Annotated in this window: 15 protein-coding genes; 7 read left to right on the forward strand and 8 right to left on the reverse strand. The window is 43.7% G+C overall.

Features of this window, described 5'->3' with window-relative positions:
- Nucleotides 1-663 precede the first annotated feature (663 nt).
- Nucleotides 664-3,390, reverse strand: coding sequence for a right-handed parallel beta-helix repeat-containing protein (locus RH949_RS18435; protein WP_446355125.1), 2,727 nt, complete (start codon nucleotides 3,388-3,390; stop codon nucleotides 664-666).
- Nucleotides 3,391-3,895: 505 nt separating this feature from the next.
- Here RH949_RS18435 and RH949_RS18440 point away from each other — a divergent pair.
- The gene (locus RH949_RS18440) at nucleotides 3,896-4,105 is read left to right on the forward strand and encodes a hypothetical protein (protein WP_006098002.1); all 210 of its coding nucleotides are present in this window, start codon (nucleotides 3,896-3,898) and stop codon (nucleotides 4,103-4,105) included.
- A gap of 158 nt (nucleotides 4,106-4,263) precedes the next feature.
- Here the strand turns inward: RH949_RS18440 and RH949_RS18445 are convergent, their stop codons facing one another.
- On the reverse strand, nucleotides 4,264-5,316 hold the full coding sequence (locus tag RH949_RS18445; protein WP_446355127.1) for a pentapeptide repeat-containing protein: 1,053 nt from the start codon (nucleotides 5,314-5,316) through the stop codon (nucleotides 4,264-4,266).
- Between the two features lie 1,150 nt (nucleotides 5,317-6,466).
- Between RH949_RS18445 and RH949_RS18450 the strand changes: the two genes are divergently transcribed.
- The 3 genes from RH949_RS18450 to RH949_RS18460 all read left to right on the forward strand — a co-directional run bounded on the left by RH949_RS18450 (nucleotide 6,467) and on the right by RH949_RS18460 (nucleotide 9,274).
- A complete protein-coding gene (locus RH949_RS18450; RefSeq protein WP_446355129.1) occupies nucleotides 6,467-7,453 on the forward strand; it encodes a CHAD domain-containing protein in 987 nt (328 codons plus the stop codon).
- A 159-nt stretch (nucleotides 7,454-7,612) separates the two neighbouring features.
- Nucleotides 7,613-8,260, forward strand: a complete 648-nt coding sequence (locus RH949_RS18455) for a Crp/Fnr family transcriptional regulator (RefSeq protein WP_006098186.1) — start codon at nucleotides 7,613-7,615, stop codon at nucleotides 8,258-8,260.
- Between the two features lie 402 nt (nucleotides 8,261-8,662).
- Nucleotides 8,663-9,274, forward strand: a complete 612-nt coding sequence (locus RH949_RS18460) for an alpha/beta hydrolase (RefSeq protein ID WP_446355161.1) — start codon at nucleotides 8,663-8,665, stop codon at nucleotides 9,272-9,274.
- Between the two features lie 446 nt (nucleotides 9,275-9,720).
- On the opposite strand, the gene RH949_RS18465 is transcribed toward RH949_RS18460, so the two are convergent.
- The 3 genes from RH949_RS18465 to fraC form a co-directional block, all read right to left on the reverse strand.
- The gene (locus RH949_RS18465; protein WP_446355132.1) at nucleotides 9,721-10,503 is read right to left on the reverse strand and encodes an ABC transporter permease; all 783 of its coding nucleotides are present in this window, start codon (nucleotides 10,501-10,503) and stop codon (nucleotides 9,721-9,723) included.
- 49 nt (nucleotides 10,504-10,552) lie between these two features.
- Nucleotides 10,553-11,581 (reverse strand): DUF5357 family protein, encoded by a 1,029-nt coding sequence (locus tag RH949_RS18470; protein WP_006097797.1) that lies wholly within the window; start codon nucleotides 11,579-11,581, stop codon nucleotides 10,553-10,555.
- A 92-nt stretch (nucleotides 11,582-11,673) separates the two neighbouring features.
- Nucleotides 11,674-12,258: a filament integrity protein FraC gene (fraC, locus tag RH949_RS18475; protein WP_006097844.1), complete on the reverse strand. Its 585-nt coding sequence runs from the start codon at nucleotides 12,256-12,258 to the stop codon at nucleotides 11,674-11,676.
- 303 nt (nucleotides 12,259-12,561) lie between these two features.
- On the opposite strand from fraC, the gene RH949_RS18480 reads away from it, so the two are divergent.
- The 3 genes from RH949_RS18480 (at nucleotide 12,562) to RH949_RS18490 (ending at nucleotide 14,909) form a co-directional block, all read left to right on the forward strand.
- The gene (locus RH949_RS18480; RefSeq protein WP_006098165.1) at nucleotides 12,562-13,695 is read left to right on the forward strand and encodes a cob(I)yrinic acid a,c-diamide adenosyltransferase; all 1,134 of its coding nucleotides are present in this window, start codon (nucleotides 12,562-12,564) and stop codon (nucleotides 13,693-13,695) included.
- A 450-nt stretch (nucleotides 13,696-14,145) separates the two neighbouring features.
- On the forward strand, nucleotides 14,146-14,730 hold the full coding sequence (locus RH949_RS18485; RefSeq protein ID WP_198016347.1) for a hypothetical protein: 585 nt from the start codon (nucleotides 14,146-14,148) through the stop codon (nucleotides 14,728-14,730).
- Nucleotides 14,731-14,765: 35 nt separating this feature from the next.
- The gene (locus RH949_RS18490; RefSeq protein ID WP_006098178.1) at nucleotides 14,766-14,909 is read left to right on the forward strand and encodes a hypothetical protein; all 144 of its coding nucleotides are present in this window, start codon (nucleotides 14,766-14,768) and stop codon (nucleotides 14,907-14,909) included.
- 235 nt (nucleotides 14,910-15,144) lie between these two features.
- Here RH949_RS18490 and RH949_RS18495 read toward each other — a convergent pair whose 3' ends face one another.
- From RH949_RS18495 to RH949_RS18505, 3 genes are all read right to left on the reverse strand, one after another.
- Nucleotides 15,145-17,175 carry a CHASE2 domain-containing protein gene (locus tag RH949_RS18495; protein ID WP_446355136.1) on the reverse strand — a complete coding sequence of 677 codons (2,031 nt, stop codon included), beginning with the start codon at nucleotides 17,173-17,175 and terminating at the stop codon, nucleotides 15,145-15,147.
- 17 nt (nucleotides 17,176-17,192) lie between these two features.
- Nucleotides 17,193-18,023 (reverse strand): hypothetical protein, encoded by an 831-nt coding sequence (locus tag RH949_RS18500; RefSeq protein WP_446355138.1) that lies wholly within the window; start codon nucleotides 18,021-18,023, stop codon nucleotides 17,193-17,195.
- A gap of 88 nt (nucleotides 18,024-18,111) precedes the next feature.
- Entirely contained in the window at nucleotides 18,112-18,600 is a 489-nt protein-coding gene (locus RH949_RS18505) for a universal stress protein (RefSeq protein WP_446355140.1), read from the reverse strand.
- Nucleotides 18,601-18,734: the final 134 nt, after the last annotated feature.

An 18,734-nucleotide genomic window follows, 5' to 3' on the forward strand; every position in this document is an offset into this window, starting at 1 on the left:
CACCTTCTATCACCTCCCACGACAATTATACTACTCTTGCAGATAAAGATTCAGAGTGAAAATAATTTTCTCTTCACTGGCGATTCATCTCAACGCCAAATCCTAGATTATGGCGTGAGGCTTCTCGCCAGATCAAGCTAAACGAATAAAACTGGTAGAGACGTAGCTGGCTACGTCTCTATAATTTGTTGGGTGTCTTAACCACCCGACTGGTGTGACACAGGTAAAATGAATTGCGCTGAAAATTTGCAGTTTGATATCGGCAAAACCATTGATATAGCGCTACGCGCCAGGGAATAGGCAATAGGCAACACCTCGACCCTTCGACAGGCTCAGGGCATCGCTTACCTCGACTTACTTCGGCTTCGCTCAGTAACACGCTCGGTAACACGCTCGGTGTGGAATATGCAATAGTGAAGACAAAAGCTTAGCTGACAAGGGATTGAGCGATTTGAATTTTTCTTGATATGTCCTAACCTTAGTGCGTAGTGCTATATACCGTAGGGTGGGCATTGCCCACCAGCCTTATCTGAGCGTGCCATTCCAGCTCAAATAGTGGAATAGATTGTAGGTTGGGTTGACGCCTGTTACTAGGGCAGAATCTAGGGCTAAAGCCCTTACTACGAACGAACCCAAGCTAATTAAATTAGGTGTGCCACGCCACTACGGAACCGGACAATCCCCTAGCGGCTCAACCGGCAATTGGGGTATCAAAATTGTACCATTATTTGCCCTTGTATCGGCTTTAAATGTACTGTCAAGATCAATGTAATTTAGAGAGAAACCATTCTCGCTGGTATTATTACTCAAATCTAAACAGATAGTCGATTCCGGCTCAAGATTTGTCAGTGATCCAGTTTGTACTACAAAACCATTGGCATTGTCAAGAGTACCTGGGTTTCCTGTAAATGTATTAAATCGGACACCCGCGAAAAGTTCCGACTGATCTTCTGCTAATATCAACGCACCAAAACGAGCATTATCCATTACTGTGTTTCTTTCTAGTAGTAGTTGAAGAGTGGCATTATTGAGTGCGTCCACAAAAATACCATCCGGTTCCGGTAAATTGAGTGTAATGCCCTGAAAGCCATTCCTATCCACTCGATTATCAGTGATCGTCAGTCTCAATGTGGCAGATTCTTGAATGCTAATGCCAATACCATGATGACCATTATTCAAAATCTCATTGTTGTCAATCGTGACGTCTAAATCTGACTCCCCGATCATAAAACCCGCAATCCCTAACGTTTCATTATCAAAAATATGGTTATTTTGGATAATGACTTCTCCTTCAGTATCAGTAGTAGAGTCTACAGTTATTCCCCGCCCCTGATTTCTCGCGACGGTATTTTCCTCAATCATTACCATTCCACTGGAATTATCCAAGAATGCGAAGATAATCCCATCCCTTTGATTATTTAAAATAGTATTATTTGCAATAGTGAATGCCCCTTGAGAATTATCCCGCATAAATAGGACAATTCCATTAAACTGATTGTCCGACAGCGTATTATCTACAATCGTAACTATTTCATCGGAATCTGCGAATAATCCGATAACAATCCCATCTTCTTGATTGCCCCTCAGATTATTGTTGGTTATGGTGACTATTCCATCGGAATTATCCACTAGTGCCATAGCAATTCCAGCAAACTGATTGTCTGAAATCTGGTTATTGACAATTGTGACGCTTGAATTTGAATTGCCAAATAGCTCAGAGACAAGTCCGGTACTGCCATTGCTCACGATTGTATTCTCATTAACATCAAAGTTAACATTGATGGCATTCACTAATCTGACACCAATACCGTTAAATTGATTACCATTAATTATATTTTCAGAAAGGGTTACTGTACTGTCCTCAGCATTAAACAGAATAATATCCATCCCATCCCCTGTGGTATTTAGAATCTGATTTCTGATCAAGTTGAGGTTGATCGAACCCGCCGTATTTCCAATAAAAAATCCGCTATTACCCAAACCACCTGTCGTATCAATACTATTATCGGTAACGGTGACAGTTCCTGTCGTCTCCAGTAACACTATACCCACTTGAGTGGAATTCGCGATCGCGTTATCCCGAATTGTGACTGTATCAATCTCCCTTCCCTCAATTCCAAACGTACCCGCATCGGGGATATAAAACCCAGATAGGGTGGTTCTATTGCCCAGAGTTACCGAAGCCGCCGCACCTGGAGTAATCGTGGGGAGTATTCCTGCACCTGATAGCGGTAATTGCACTATCCCTGTTTCTACAGTATCCAGTTGCTGAATTGGACCCGTAGATAACACCTGCACTCGATCAGGAATGGTAAACGGCGGAATCCCTGGATTGGTTCCGGGTTGTACATAAACAATATCATTGCCATCAGATACCGTTTGATCTAACCCATTCTCAACGATACCAAACGGACTTTCAAACGTACCCTCTCCCCCCATTTCACCTAAACGGATATGCTGGAATACATAAGGTTCCCCTGTTTCCGGATTCGTCGCTGGTACGTCTTGGAAATCATCTTGATGATCAATCACAATTGCATTCGTTCGCTGCACCGATTCTGCTACTCGTGCCAAAACTTGATCATCTTCATCCCCTAACCCTTGGGGACGACTTCCAGGAAATGTTGCACCCACGGTAAACACTAAATTCGTGCCAAATAAATCATCATTTTGCAACGACAACCCCAGATTAAAATTATCAGAAGGACGTGCTTCCAATCTTACTCGCCATCCCCATATCTCTGAACTCCCTTCCGCATCATACCAATACAATCCCCCATAACCGCGCAGATCCCCATCTATACCAATTCGAGCAAGTTTTGCGCCAACTTCTGCATCCCACCCTCCCATGGCGGCTTCTTTGTTTTGCCCCTGTTCTAAAATCAAGAAATTGCGGCGAAAGAAAATATCTCGAACTCCAGCATCACCAACTCCTTGGCGCGTATCGCCTATGGGTAAATAACCATTGACCCGAAAATCCCAAACAGTTCCTAAACTTTCTATGCCTAACCCCAATTGATTAAAGGTATTGTGACCTGTATGACGGTTATCATAACTCATATAACCGCCCCAAATTCGATGGGAATTGGCACTATAGGTACGATATCCCAGGATCAGATTACCCCCCAAATTGGCATCATCGTTATCCAGGAAGAGTCGCCCTTCCAAAAACGTCAGATTTTTACCTGGAGTTTGCAAAAGGGGAACAAATCCCTCTAGGCGGGTAAATCCATCAAATCCACCACCAGAACTTGTATGTCCAATTCCCAAACGGGGTTTGATTCTTAAGTTATCAGCCGTTTCGGATTCCGCCTCTGTCTGCGCTAGCATTGGTGGGCTAGAGATAGAGAGGAGGAGTACACTGATTAATCCCAGTTTTGTGTTTTTCATTAGTCTGAAGGCAGAATTGAGGAGAGATGTTCCGGTGGAACCTTTCTCAATTCTGGTGAATGTCTGTAAGGACAAGGGACAAGGAATAGAAGATTTAAAACTATTTTATACGATTATCTTAATAATTTACAGCGCTTTTCAAGTAAGTGAGGTACACAGACAGATCCCCGACTTCTCCAAAAAGTCGGGGATCTTGCTTAAGGCTGTACCTCATCAACCTGAAATCTGCTGTATCTACTCTGCCACTATTTTATCTAGGGACATTGAACACCAATACAGACTTTGTAGATGCCAGTGATGACTGGCGAATTCCTCATTAGGAGCTTCCCATTTTAGATTTTATCTTTGTTCATTTGTGACCTATGTCACTACCTAACCTGATCACAGATCACGATTTAGCTTTTAGAAAAATCACAAACTATCTTTTAGGACGATCACAAAATTGTTCTAGAAAATCCTTCATAATTATGACAACAAAAATGAACATTTAATATTTGTGCAGTCAATGAACGTTACTCTGCCTCAGAAAAATATCGAAGACTTAGTGACTAAGGTTTTAATGAATCGCTGCATTACCCCCTCCGATCAGCAATTTTTAAAATGTGCTTTACTGTATAAAGATAGCTTAAAGGAACATGAACGAATTCTGATTGAACGAGTGTTTTATGGGATACGACATGGATTACTGGAAATCCTTGAATCTACATCGGTTTAGCGATTGTTCGAGATAGATAAATTCCAGAAAGTTGGGCTGGTCGTGTTTCCACCGATAAAACCTTGTCCTCGAACGAAGTGAAGGAGCCGGAAGCGTAATCCATAAAATTGCCACAAAGGAAGCCTACACCGACCCTACGGGTAAGGTGTAGGAAGATGTCACGAGTGTATTCTACCATTGGGCATGATAGTTCCGGCTAAGGAGGTGTCACTTAAGTCCGCTCCCATTAAATTCGCGCCAATTAAGTTAGCCCCATTCAAATTGGCATGACTTAAGTTAGCATCCGTTAAATAAGCCAAAAGCAAACCTGCTCGCTGGAGATTTGACTCAGCTAAGTTGGCATGTTCTAAGTTCGCCTCTAGCAAATTAGCCCCTGACAAATTAGCTTTATATAAATTGGCTCGGTTCAGGTTAGCTTTGCTGAGTTGGGCGCTCTGCAAATTGGCTTTTTTGAGGAGCAATCCACTGAGATTGGCGAGACTGAGATTCGCATTTTGCAAGTGGGCGCCAGTCAGATTAGCCCCCGTAAGATTTGCGTGACTCAGATTCGCACAACTCAAGTTAGCCCTTGACAAATTAGCATGACTCAGATCAGCGCCCTTGAGATCCGCATCACTCAAGTCAGCCCCGGTTAAATTAGCATCTCGCAAATCTGCCCGATGTAAATAGGCTCGAATAAAGCAAGCGCCTCTCAGGTTTGCTCCCCTTAAATCTGCTTGGCTGAGAATGGCTCGATTTAAGATGACTCCCTGCAAGTCTGCGGCTTTGAGATTAGCGCGACTGAAGCTAGCTCCCGTACAGTTTGCCTTTGCCAGTTTTGCTCGTTTCATTTTGGCATCGATCAGACTTGTGCCAATTAAGGTAGCATGTCGTAGATCCGCATCAAGTAGAGTAGCGCCCGTGAGAATCGCACCACTCAAATCTGCTTCCCTAAGAATTGCAGCCGTCAGATCGGCTTGGGAAAGCGTGGCTTCAATCAATAGTGCATTCTTGAGATCAGCCTTACTTAAATCTGCATCTTTAAGTTGAGCGCCAATCAGTTTAGCTTTGGCTAAATTAGCTCGCTGCAAATGGGCAGCACTCAAATTAATGCGACTTAGGTTTGCTTCAGTTAAATCGGCTCTGATCAAATTAACTCCGGGGAAATTGCGTTCTCCAGTTTCGTGCAAATTCAGAAGTTTTGCTTTAGTTAAACATTGACTTAATTTCATAAAAACGCTTGAGTTTATGGTTTTTTGTTAGCTACAAGCTATCCATATTAGGGTTGACAAAATGTTTTGAATTTGGATTTATATTCTCCATGACTGAAATTATAAATAAATCCCCAAAAGAATAAAATTGCCCTAAAAAATGGGCATCGTCAAAAAGAGTAAACTTGTCCTCTCTAGGGTCGGTTTTAATGTAAATTAAATCCATATCCCTATAAAAACATTAGATACTGAGTGCCATAATTCCTGAACAAGTTCGATAGACTAATCATTATTAATGATTATCTTTGTCTTGCAATCAATGAATATAAATAAGCTTGTGGCAAATCTGTTGGTATCACCTCCAAAACTTGGCATAATCAAAGCCAAAACAATAGGTGGAATTTATCGCTATTCACGGTTTTAGTTATCACCAATTCCTGAGTCTAGGGCGGTATAAATAAGTAATCAGCGAATACCTTATTTATACCCTGTCCCTTGGGAAAACTACGGTCTTCACGGTAAAGGTGGTTGAAGCGATATAAAGCTAATCAATATCCCGATCCTGAATCAGGAGATGACTGCTCAGCGATATTGGTTATTCCAACCGCTACAAAAAGTCTTTTCCTGACGATAAATTTTCATGCCAACCAGGTCTGGGCATTAAGCTAGAAAAATCGCTGCTCGTTAATGCCCTAGTGAATTTTACTGCTGCGCCCAAGTCTTGAGAAGGCGTCATACCGTTGGAGTTGAATTGCGTTAGTTTGTTGTTGTAACCGATCGCCCAATTGTCAGTCGCGATAAAGGGGCTTCCTTAAATAGCCATCGGTCTCCCGATTAGAGATCCCCTCAGACTATACGTCGCCGACAGGCTGACTTCGATTGGCTCAAAGGATGGCAAGAAGCCACGTCGATAAAACTCATGTTTTAAAGATAATCCCTGGGTGTCAGATCCGGCAAGGTATGATTCATGGCAAAATGGGGCGAAGATGCCCATTCCGCTCAAAAATCATCCCCAAGACGTTCTCATTGCTGTTATTGGGAGTTGAAAGAACAATTTTTAATTCACGAGTATGGTAAACTCTTGTGATACAGATTTTACAAACAAGCAACGTTCACCTCTATATGATTCCCTAGGGGCAAACGTTCCGGATGTCTACCCCACACCATACCGATGATAACCACTGCCTCATCCGACCCAAAGCTCTTTGGCTATTGGGCTTATCTAGCTATTGAAAAACATTTCCAGAGAACCGTTCAGTATGAAACTGATGTTCTCAAGGATAAAGATCCCGAAGCGCTACACCAAATGCGCGTAGGGATGCGACGGCTACGGACAGTGGTGAGCGGTTTTGCCCCAGCCCTGGTATTACCCAAAGCCGCTCGTGAGAAAAAGATTGCTAAAGTGGCGCGACGGCTGGGACAACTGCGGGATTTGGACATTATGCAAGATGCGCTACAAAATCAGTATTTGCCCACTTTGCCCAACTCTGAACAAAAAATAGGCAAAAAAGTATTAGCAACGTTGGAAAAGCGGCGTCACCAGGTCTTAGTTCAAGTTCAGAAAACTCTCAAGGATAAACCCTATCAGGAAATGAAACGGGCATTTCAAGATTGGTTGCAGACGCCGACTTACGGAATTTTTGCCGAATTTCCAATTGATCAGATTTTGCCGGATTTACTGTTACCGTTTGTGAGTCAGTTTTTCCTCCACCCCGCGTGGCTTATGGGGGTACACTTTTCAGACGGACAGAAGCAGTTAGCTCAGGATCTGAGTTTAGAGGATGTGGTTGAACTGTTCAGCGTTCAGGGTTCAGTGTTGCACAGTTTGCGGAAACAAGCTAAACGAGTGCGTTATCAGATGGAATTATTTACTGACTTTTATGAGACGCCTTATCAGGATTATGTGAAAGAGATTAAATCGATTCAGCGTATTTTGGGACAGATTCAAGACAGTTTCGTTTTGGCAGAATTTCTGTCGGATTGTCTGCACTCAGAAATTAAGAAGAAACTCCCAACCCTGGTAGAGCAGTTGAGTGGCGATCGTTATCAATTATGGCAGGAATGGCGATCGCTCCAGGAACGATATCTCCATCCCCAAACCCGCAAGGAGTTGCGTCTAATTGTTATACACCCAGTAGAGAGCGCGACTTACACCTAATCGGTTAATATCCAAGACGCACAACATACCAATTTGAGTACAAATTAGATATTGAGATGATTTAATCTGTTGCTTACCGAGCCTTTACCTTGATTGCTTACAGTAGAGCTGCCCTGCTATACCAGCTTGTAAAAATCTGGCTGGAGAGAGTTGCAGCCCATGATTCCAACTTCCCGATCCGTTTTGGACGTAAACCCGACTCAATCTCTTGGTCAAGCCGAACTTCAAGATTCACGTCGATTGCATTTTTATGCTAAAGGCGACAAAATCCCCATAATTTCTCAAGGAGTTTGGCAGGTTTGCCAAGGTTTAGTTCAGCTCAGTACGCTTTGCCAAAATGGGGAAGAAGTGTGGCTAGGTTGGGCAGAGCCTTCAATGTTTTTTGGTCGTTGGTTTTCTCTGCTGAGTGCTTACCAAGCCACGGCATTGTCTGACGTACATCTGATTTGGTTTTCTATAGAGGAGATCAATGCTTCACCGCGATTGGCTCAGATGATATTACCGCAAATCGTCCACCGGATACGCCAAACTGAGGCACTCCTAGCGATCGCGGGTCAGCGTCGGGTTGAAGATCGTTTACAACACTTGTTGCGGTTGATGCAACAGGAAATGGGTCAACCTGTACCCGACGGGACTCGTTTGAAGATGCGCTTGACGCACCAAAACCTTGCCAATGCGATCGGTACGACTCGTGTCACCGTCACCCGACTCCTGAACAAGTTAAAAAATCAGGGCAAGATTAGCTTTGACAGCGATCGCCACATTATTATTAAACCAGATAGCTTCAAAAATATTGCTGAGTGGTAAGACTTTAGTTTTGAGTTGAATGAGGTTTGGGGTAGGGGCTTGGTCACCAAGCCCCTACTTGGTCATTTGCTCACCGGAAACTTGGGTCTGAAGCCCTGCCCTTCTAGGGCGGCTTTTAGCATCTCAGAGTGGTATGATATGAGTTAGTTAACTTGCGGCTGCAAAGTCGAAGTTAATTTTAAATCGATACCCATGGACTGTGGGAAACCCAGACAGCTAACCCTGTTTGAAAACGCCTAACCCTGAATCGACAGGGCGTTAGGAGATAACACAGCGCCCCTAGGGGTAAACGCTGTGTGCCTGGGAACCCGTTTATCGGGATATATGGAACGAAATTTCCATATAATCTCCCTTCTTCTAGGAGGGAGAGTGTCAAACGTTAAATTTTTCAGGAGTAAGTTCCTGTCTTTGGAGACGATTTCAATTCCACCAGCTACAGGTAAACAACCAGTGGGACTGGTTGTGGTTTTGCATGGCTGGGGGGCTAATGCTAAAGATTTGCAACCTATAGTGCCAGAATTGGCTCTATCTAACTACCATGTCTTGCTACCTAATGCACCCTTTGCTCACCCACAGGTGGCTGGAGGCTATATGTGGTATGACTTGGAACGAGAAGACTATCAAGGCTTGGCACAAAGTCAGCGTCTATTGACAGACTGGCTAAAGTCTTTGGAAAGTCTCACTGGTATTCCTCTTGCCTCTACGATTATGATGGGCTTTTCTCAAGGGGGAGCCATGGCTCTAGATGTTGGGTTACATTTACCCTTGGCGGGTTTAGTGTCAATGAGTGGTTATTGGCATCGCACGCCTCAAGAGATTGAACCTCCCTTGCCCCCGGTTTTAATCGTTCATGGTAGACAAGATAATGTTGTTCCTTTGAGGGTAGCTCATCGATTGCGGGATTATTTACTAGCGCTAGGTGCGCCGATGCAGTACAAAGAGGTGGATATGGGGCATGAGATTGCACCTGAAGTGGTGGAAATTGTGCGGGATTTTATTTTAGTCAATACATGAAATAGGGAACAGGGGGAGTTGGGGGAGATGAGCAAGATGGGGGAGATGAGCAAGATTGGGGAGTTAACTCAACACTTAGTCAGGGCGGGTTTTGTACTAAAGTTACTATCAATCGCGACACGAGAGTCCCTAAACCCGCCCCTACAAACTGGGTTTTGTACTAAAGTTACTATCAATCGCGACAAGAGAGTTCCTAAACCCGCCCCTACAAACTGGGTTTTGTACTAAAGTTACTATCAATCGCGACACGAGAGTCCCTAAACCCGCCCCTACAAACTGGGTTTTGTACTAAAGTTACTATCAATCGCGACAAGAAAGTTCCTAAACCCGCCCCTACAAACTGGGCTTTGTACTAAAGTTACTATCAATCGCGACACGAGAGTTCCTAAACCCGCCCCTACAAAGTCGGTTGTCTTGAGCGAAGTGAAGGGACACCCAATCCTCAATTAAAACTCACGTCGAGAGAAAATCAGAATCGCGATCGCAAGCAGCAAGATCGTGTAGAGTATGGCATAAACGGCATGTTCTAAAAGCTTTACAGAGGAAGGAAGCAAGCCATAGACTGCCTCATTTTTCAAATTTAGACGGGATAAATCGGGTAAAATTAGGTAAAGACCTTGGGTTATCGTCTCAATCGTCGCATTTTCGCTGAGTTTGCCTAACTCCTGCACATCGCGACTCAAATGTCCCATTAAGTAAATGCCGAAGGTTAGGAGTGTGGCTAGGATTGAGCTGGTAAACACACCAAACATCAGCGCTACGGCGACAATTAGGCTTAACTCTAAAAACTGATAAAGCTCTGAAATCAGTAGGCTAGCTAAGGGGTAATTAATGCCATTGAAACTGAGGAGAGCTAAGTAAATAGCTGTCATGGCGATAACCAAAACCGCTAGGACTCCCAGTAATCCTAAATGCTTGCCAATAATTAATTCTGCTCGTGAGATAGGTTTGGGAATTAAAACCAACACGGTGCGTTTTTCGATTTCCTTATTAATCAAACCTGTCCCAACAAATATGGCAACCAGCACTCCCAACGCACCAATCGCCGCTAGACCTAAATCCATAAATATTTTATCTTCTGTGGTGGCTGCTACTTCCCTCAGGAGTGGTAGCGAAACGACCAACAGTAGGGCAAAAAAGCCAATCACATAAAAGATGCGATCGCGAATGACTTCCTGAAACCCATTTGTCGCAATTGTCCAAATTCTACCTACAGTTTTTGTTGCCATTTATCTGATGTCCTTTGTCTTATCTCAACTCATTGGTTGCATCAATAATTTATAGAGTTGGTGATTGAGAGGTAACAATCGGTTCAGCGACGCGCCATCCTTCTACCGGATCACATTCTACCTGACTGACAAGCCTAATACCGATGTCAGTTTGGCGATTGACAGGTATTATCTGACAAGACTTAGTGAGTACGTTGGGTTTAATTTGCGATCGCGGACCTTGCCAAAGGGTGTTTAGTTGTAAGTTATACCCCGACTCCCGCAGCGAAATATCACCGAGACTCACTTGCCACAAATTGTCTTCTTTGATATCTGGAGAGGCAATTTCTTGCCTCACTTGGGCGTCAATCTGCTTAATTAGCTGAATCAGTTTTTCGCGTTCTCGAATCAGAAGAATTTGTTCGACATCTGACCAATCTTTGTTATTAAGCTGTTCTTCTAAGCGAGATGCTATCAAATCCAAAATGGTCGTCCCACGGGGTAGCCTTTGCCTCGATTCATCGGTGGATAGTCTGACCACAAAGGCACTTTTTTCAAATGTATCAGACGCCATTGTAGGATATTGAACTAACCAGTTTTGTACCAAAAAATAGAATTGAAACCAACAGCTTAGTATCAACTGACTTGTGAATAACCACACCAGCGGTTGACGTTTGTCTCTATCGGGGATTTTGGGTTGAAAATTCTCACCTAAACAGGTGGGTAATGCGGCAATTACTGCCGATATCAGGGGCCAGACCACTAAAGCATAGGCTGACAATTCGCCTGTAACAATGCCAAAAATATAAATGGTAACCAACGCACCTGTAATCCAGGGACTTAGGAGGATTTTACCAATGCTGATGTCTTTATTGCTAGTTGTTGCCCAATAGACACCTAAAATTAAAAACCACCAACTAAAACTCGCTAATATAATTGTAAAAATATTCGTCGCCAGAAACGACATTGCCCACGAGAATACGCTTAACCCGATCAGGGTCTGCCAAGAGAAAGCTGTGTCCGGGTTAAAGATTTCAAATATAGTTTTTAGGAGGTTATTTGCCCAATTTAATATATTGTTTAAAATTTTCCTAATCATTGGTTTAATTTGAAGCTAATGGTAAGAGATTTGGAAGTCGTTAGAACAGACTGAAAACCGTTTAATTTCAGTATTTAATAGGTGGGTATCGCTTAGAATAGAGCATTCAATTTAAGAATATTCAAGTCCATAAATCGTAAGACTAAAATCAGCAAAATAGCACTGTAACTATAGGCATTAGCCAGTAGCAAAGCAAAGGCAGGATTGGGTTTAGGATTGGTAATCTTCCGCTTGGGCTTATTAAACAAGCCAGGTCTTTTGTTAGATATATCGGAACTCATTTCAAACTGTTCTGGTTGATCATGAATCCATTGTTTTATCAGTTCAAATCCGATTATTTTGATAATAAAGCTAAAAAAGAAAATCATGATACCAATAGAAATTAGTTGAGGATTTGGTGTATTTAATTGACTGCCTAGGGGATGATCAAAGAAAATAAAATTTACAATTTGAATCCGCAATAATTGAGGCAACAAAGTCTCTAGAACTAAAAAAGTTAACCAACCCAGGACAACGCTCCACAAATTCAGCGAGGTAGCATATTGCACACTGGTTTTACGAGTAAGGTTTAGCCGTAGGTGCAAGACCCTGGCTTCTAGGGCGATCGCGACCAACAGGAATAAGATTTGAAAGAGAATCAGTTGGAGAGGTAAAACAATAGTTAAGTTATCTACCATAATGGTTTCCGTTTAATCGATGGTATCAGTTCCTCGTTCGTCATACTCGCTTTCGTGAGCGACGATCAATGTTACATCCTGGGAACCTCTGACATTCCGCTTTATTCCTCGTGACATCTCCTACACCAACCTGAGTACAGGTATGGTGTGGGGCTTCCGGCGAAACAAGCTAACGACGACGGGGATAACTGTCTGGCTTGTTTATACTATATTAGATTGGCAGGGATAAGAGGATAAATATTATTCTTACCATTCCCGGTTATATCGCTAAACTGAGTTGGGGTAAAGTCTTAAGGATCGTCAATGACTAGGACAGGTATTGGTATTCGCACGGCGGCTGAGCGTACAGAACGGATCACGGGTCAGATTCATGTTTACGATGGCGTGGGTAAGGGGAAGTCTCAAGCCGCATTGGGCGTGGTTTTGCGCTCAATTGGTTTAGGGATCAACTGTGCGGAATCCAGTCGGGTCTTATTGTTACAGTTTCTGAAGGGACCAGGACGGAACTATGATGAGGATGCGGCGATTGAGGCGTTGCGACGGGCGTTTCCTCACTTGATTGATCAGGTTCGCACGGGACGAAGTGAGTTTTTTACCCAAGAGGAAGTGACGCGGTTTGACACGTTAGAGGCGCAGCGCGGTTGGGATGTGGCGAAAGGCGCGATCGCGTCCAATCTCTATTCGGTTGTGGTGCTGGATGAGTTGAATCCGTTGCTGGATTTGGGGTTACTCCCGGTTGAGGAGGTAGTGCAAGCGCTGAAAAATAAACCGCCGTCTCTGGAAGTGATTGTCACGGGACGCGGAACACCGCCAGCGCTGTTGGATTTGGCGGATTTACATAGTGAGTCGGTTCCTCATGATCACCCGGTTTCTCGGGAACAGGGGATTGAGGGAATCGAAATTTATACCGGTGCGGGGAAAGGAAAATCGACCAATGCGTTAGGGAAAGCATTACAAGCTATTGGTCGGGGAATTAGTACGGATAAATCCCACCGGGTGATGATTATGCAATGGCTGAAGGGAGGAAGCGGATATACCGAAGACGCCGCGATCGCAGCCTTGCGTCAAAGTTACCCGAATCTGGTAGATCATCAGCGTTGTGGTCGAGATGCGATCGTTTGGCGGGGACAGCAGCAGATTTTGGATTATGTGGAAGCGGAACGGGGATGGGAAATTGCTAGGGCGGCGTTAGCGTCAGGGTTGTATAAAACGATTATTCTGGATGAACTGAATCCGACGGTTGACTTGGAACTGTTGCAGGTTGAACCGATTGTCGAGGCGCTGTTACGCAAACCTCGTGATACGGAGGTTATTATCACAGGTCGTTGTAAAAATCAACCCGCTTATTTTGAATTGGCGACGGTTCATTCGGAAATGATTTGTCATAAGCATTATTGTGACAAAGGGGTGGATTTGAAGCGAGGGGTGGATTTTTAAGGTATTTGTCTTATGTCATTCGTCTTATGTCTTATGTCTTATGTCTTATGTCATTCGTCTTATGTCATACGCAAGGGAGCGCCAAGCAAGCCGTCTTGGTTAATGTCCAAGGCGGTTTGTGCTGTATTGGTGAGGGAACGAGATTTCCAGTGCCTGAGCGATTAACGAACTCGAAGCAAAACTCAATCCATTAACAACAGGGAGAAATTAATGGAAGCTGCCGCGCGTCAGGTGTTGGTGGCGTAATTTTATCGGTCTGGAGTCGGTGAAAAGCTGTTCCAAGATGACTTCTGTCGATACCACCTTTTATCAAAAAGTCTGCATCAGCGATTTAGAGGCACAATCGCTTAAAATGAATAAAAACTATTGAGCCGTAGAACTCCTTTATCATCCCCTAGCCTCATTAATGTAATTCAGATAAATGAAATGTTACATAGATGGATATGCATTTTGCCATTTCTAGTGTTGTTCGCTCAAATTTGGGTTGGGCAAAAAGCTGAAGCACGACCCTATCCCGATAGTTTAGGTATTTGTTACTTATTCCAAGGTGATATTTTAGACCTGATTCAACCTTGTGTAATTTCTCAAGGTTACGGTACTGGGGAACATTATACGATACTTCATTGGTCTAACGGCAAAAAAACAACAATTTTAACCAATGTTCTTACCGAGCAACATGCTGTCACTGTAGATGGAGAAAAGGCAGAAAGCTACATTCGTGATAGTAGTTGGTATAACCGAGTTGAACAGCCTGATTCAGATGATGATCTGATTTTCTGTGAACGTATCTTAGCAACTGATAATAGTGTTTGTTATAAGACAACTTTTACCCAGAGTAGTCAGTCTACTAACAAGTCATTATTTGAACAATGTAACACAATCATTGAGGTTGTTAATGAAACTGTAAGTAAGGCTCGCAAAATACTTGATAATACCCAATTTTCCACCTCTGAATCCATGTGGGAAACGGTTGCAACGATGAATAATGCAGCAAAAAAATGGAGAGTCTTTCCCTTAACGACCCAACTTTACTGAATTATCAATCACGCTATGTAACAATGTACAGAAACATGAGTCAAGCGATGCGGGAATTTGCAGTCGCCTTTGAGCGGAGGGATCGCGATACTGCTGAGGTAGCACAGCAATCTTTACAATCGGCGACAAATCCTGAACAAACACTAACCGATAGCCTTAATAACTATTGCCAGCTATGATCTATAGCAGTCGCCAGGGTCATTAGGAAATCAGATGAATGCCGTTTATTGTTAGGGAGCATCCCAATTTGGCAAGTTGCCTCTTTGAATGAGGCTGAAACCTATAACTGCGAAATTATTGTAGTGCGAGCATCTTGCTCGCTACTAATACTTAGCTTAATAATATACCAATCAAGCTAAACTGAGTTGATTAATACAGTTTGCCTAACTGGTACTTTATTTTTACGCAAGTCCCTTAACTCTCTTTTTGCTGCAAAAATTCCTGCAAATCCCTCTGCACCTGCTGATACAATTGCGGCGATTCTCCCTTTAACCCAATTAAACTATATAACTTCACCGTCCCCGCCCGTCCTCGCACCTCTTCTTCCCCTACCGACACCACCTCAACCTCATCTTTGACAACTTGATACAGAGAATCGGTAATCAAAATATCTGTGCCAAATTTCTTCGTTAACCCCTCTACCCGACTCGCTACATTCACCGCATCCCCAATTACCGCATATTCTCGACGACGCTGAGAACCAATATCCCCAGCAATTAACTCCCCATAATTAATCCCAATCCCATTAAATAACGGAATTCGTTCTTCCTGACGCCATTCCTCGCGTAGCTGATGCAAGGCTTTTCGCATCCCTAATGCCGCACGAATGGCATTCATCGCATCGGTTTTTTCCCCCTCAGATACTGGACAACCAAACTCTGCCATTACTGCATCCCCAATGAATTTATCCACGGTACCCCCAGCATCTAAAATCACCTCAACCATGTCATTGAGATATCGATTCAGTTGTCGCACTAATCGGACAGGTGAAATTTGGGAGGAGAGGGTGGTAAATCCGCGAATGTCAGAGAATAAAATAGCGGCTTTTAATTTACGTCCTTTGAGCAATTCCTGATAATCATCGTGCTGCTTGAGAATTTCCTGAACGACAGGTGCAGCGACATACCGTTCTAAGGTACTGCGGAAGCGACGTTTTTCAATTTGATCCCCAATGAAAAGTGCTGTAAAGTAGGAAAAACTATTTAGGGTCATCGCGATCGCAGGGACGGCAATGGGAAAAATCAGTCTGGCGTTGCTATAGCCTAGAAATGCTAGTCCCACCCAAATCCCTGCCATCCCCAATCCCCAAAACAAGCTTGCCGCAGTACGTCGGGGCAGTTTATACAACAGGATAGCGGTTCCCCCAACCAGGACAAACACAAACAATCCCTCTAGCCTTGGATTCGGGATAGCGACGGCGATTGAACGTCCTTCCATTAACGTTGCGATCGCGTTAGCATGAAGCTCAATCCCTGGCATGTTTAACTGGATAGGTGTCGGCACAAAATCACCGATATTTTGCTCATCGGCTGTTGTGCCAATCAAGACAATTTTGTCTTTAAAGGTTTCTTCTCGTAAATGCACGTCCCATATATCTGATGCCAATACCTGCCAAAAGGGAATGGTAGTAAAAACACCTTGATTCTGAGTTGGGGTTCCGTAGAAGAAAACCTGACTCCCTTTTGGGGGTGGATAGCTAACATTTGCCACGTCTAACGTCGCTTTAGCAAATGAAGGAATCCTTTCTAATCCCAACGGTTGCAGAATTTCCCGGCTGTATTCATTCCCCAGCCGATACACATTCCCATCCACCTCTGGGGGTAAAAAGTTGACTAAACCCAGTTGCACCGAATCTGGATAAATTTCTGGTAACGGCTTATACAACTCAAAGGTGGTAAACCCTTGGGGATCAATGGTATCTTCGTAGACAGCCGCTAGCACGACGCGATCGCTATATTGAGTTAATGCTTGTTTAAACGGCTGATCATCCTCAGCACCATACCCACTGGGAAGATCAAACAGTAAATCAAAGGATACTGACTTAGCACCCGCCGCCATTAACCGTTCAAGCACCTCAGCATAAGCGGTGCGCTTCCAGGGAAACGGTGGTGTTAGCAACTCCACAACCAAGGCTTTATTCGGATCAACCGGATTGCTGTAGCGTTCTGATGCCGTCAACGATTGATCATCAATCGCTAAAATTACAATATCATCAGGCGGTACAACGGGTCCACGTAATTCAATGAACCACTTTTGGCTTTGCCGTTCAGCTAGCTGTATAAGTGTTCCCTGCCAAATCGTTACTCCAGCACCAACAATCGTCCAGAATGCCATTAGCATCAAACCAATTCGTTCTGGACGCCAAAACGGTTGGGAATGACTCCGACGGCGTCGTCGAATGCGTTTTCGTCGTTGTTTTTCCAGCCATTGCCACCAGTGATTCATCGCCCTAACTCCACCGCTTAAAAAGGATTGGGAATTGACGGCACATTGTCTCTTAATACATCGGGAATCTCTATTTGCGGAAACTGCTCATTCAAAACTTCTTCTAGTTTATCAATTCCCGGAATTTCAATATCAAAGCCTTCAAACAAAGCCCCCGTAACAATTTTTTCAATTTCGTCTTTTGACAGGTCTATTACCGTCCCTAACACCCCCTCCGGACTAATATTAATCCCTTGACCTTGACGTAACAAAACGGGTTGGGGGTTCCACAAATTATACCGTTCGCTCAATGCGACTTCGCCCTGTAAAACCTTCACTTGTGCTTGTTCATTATCATCTAATTCCATCAAATAAACAGTTCCCCGCGTCACAGCGGTAATCGAACCGACACATCCTTGCGCCCCCGAAACGACACTTCTACCACTTCGTAGCCGCACACAGCGACTCCCCACAGTGAGTGCCGAATTTTGTCCAAGTCGCACCCCCGCATTGTTATTAAAGAGCAAATTTACCCGTGCTTGTTTGGTACTCACTGTTTGTCCCAATGTAGCCACCGCATTAACTTGGGCGGGTTTGTTTTGGATATACGCTTGATTTCCCCCTAAAATTTCTACAATTTTGGCTTGACTAATTCTTTGCGCCGATGCTGGTGGATTGTGCCATCCCAATGCTATGACGATTAACAAACCACTGATAAAACTGACTAAAGATTGCCACCTCAATCTTCTGCCTGGCGTCAACGTCTTGGTTGTCTCACCGTGATTCCCTGCTAATTTTACTCTCTGGGTTAAACTGAGAATCTGTTTCTTGAAATTAACCCAACTTCTCAGCCTAAGTTTATCGTTCATAGATGCTGATTAACGTTAAATTTTTGTCCAAACTCGATGATATCAAAGACTTAGACAGGTCAAAGGCTTACCAATGACACAAGACCAACTAGGTTTCCGACGTTTCATTCGCCACCCCTTGCACCACTAAAACTGAACAAGCAACATGGTGAAGAACATGATTACTGACACTGCCTAAAAGCACTTCAGTTAAACCCCGACGACCTCGACGACCAATAACTACTAAATCAGCATCCCAACTTTTTACCAAATCTCGAATTGCACTCCCAGCATCTCCAATTTTACACGTCCATTCTGTTGCCACACCTTCATCTGTTGCCTTCTGGCAATAGCCAGCTAGCCATTTCTGAGTTTCATCCGTTTCCTTTCTCATTTTTTCTTGCATACGACGGGAGAAGTCAACCAATTCTCTACCAAACATATCTCCATAAAAACCTACACCTTGGTTTTCTACAAGCAGACAATGAAAGAGCATCAATGCTGCCTTTTCTTGTTTGGCTAGATCGAGGGCTTGGGTAAAGATTCCCTCAGTTTGAGCAGAATGGTCAAGGGCGACTAATATTCTTTTATAGGTCATCGGTGTTATCTCCTAATTTTTAAGTCACAGTTGTAAGTGTTGATTGTTTATCCTTCGCTTCGCTAGTTGGACATAATTTTGACCCTTGGCTTCGTTCAGAGAACCTAATTTATAGGGGCGGGTTTAGGGATTGT

Source organism: Coleofasciculus sp. A1-SPW-01, from assembly GCF_040217205.1.
Lineage (GTDB): Bacteria > Cyanobacteriota > Cyanobacteriia > Cyanobacteriales > Coleofasciculaceae > Coleofasciculus > Coleofasciculus chthonoplastes_A.

Coding starts and splice junctions, on each gene's coding strand:
- RH949_RS18435 (WP_446355125.1), bottom strand. CDS start 3,390: ATGAAAAACACAAAACTGGGATTAATCAGTGTACTCCTCCTCTCTATC.
- RH949_RS18440 (WP_006098002.1), top strand. CDS start 3,896: ATGAACGTTACTCTGCCTCAGAAAAATATCGAAGACTTAGTGACTAAG.
- RH949_RS18445 (WP_446355127.1), bottom strand. CDS start 5,316: ATGAAATTAAGTCAATGTTTAACTAAAGCAAAACTTCTGAATTTGCAC.
- RH949_RS18450 (WP_446355129.1), top strand. CDS start 6,467: ATGATAACCACTGCCTCATCCGACCCAAAGCTCTTTGGCTATTGGGCT.
- RH949_RS18455 (WP_006098186.1), top strand. CDS start 7,613: ATGATTCCAACTTCCCGATCCGTTTTGGACGTAAACCCGACTCAATCT.
- RH949_RS18465 (WP_446355132.1), bottom strand. CDS start 10,503: ATGGCAACAAAAACTGTAGGTAGAATTTGGACAATTGCGACAAATGGG.
- RH949_RS18470 (WP_006097797.1), bottom strand. CDS start 11,581: ATGATTAGGAAAATTTTAAACAATATATTAAATTGGGCAAATAACCTC.
- fraC (WP_006097844.1), bottom strand. CDS start 12,258: ATGGTAGATAACTTAACTATTGTTTTACCTCTCCAACTGATTCTCTTT.
- RH949_RS18480 (WP_006098165.1), top strand. CDS start 12,562: ATGACTAGGACAGGTATTGGTATTCGCACGGCGGCTGAGCGTACAGAA.
- RH949_RS18490 (WP_006098178.1), top strand. CDS start 14,766: ATGAGTCAAGCGATGCGGGAATTTGCAGTCGCCTTTGAGCGGAGGGAT.
- RH949_RS18495 (WP_446355136.1), bottom strand. CDS start 17,175: ATGAATCACTGGTGGCAATGGCTGGAAAAACAACGACGAAAACGCATT.
- RH949_RS18500 (WP_446355138.1), bottom strand. CDS start 18,023: ATGAACGATAAACTTAGGCTGAGAAGTTGGGTTAATTTCAAGAAACAG.
- RH949_RS18505 (WP_446355140.1), bottom strand. CDS start 18,600: ATGACCTATAAAAGAATATTAGTCGCCCTTGACCATTCTGCTCAAACT.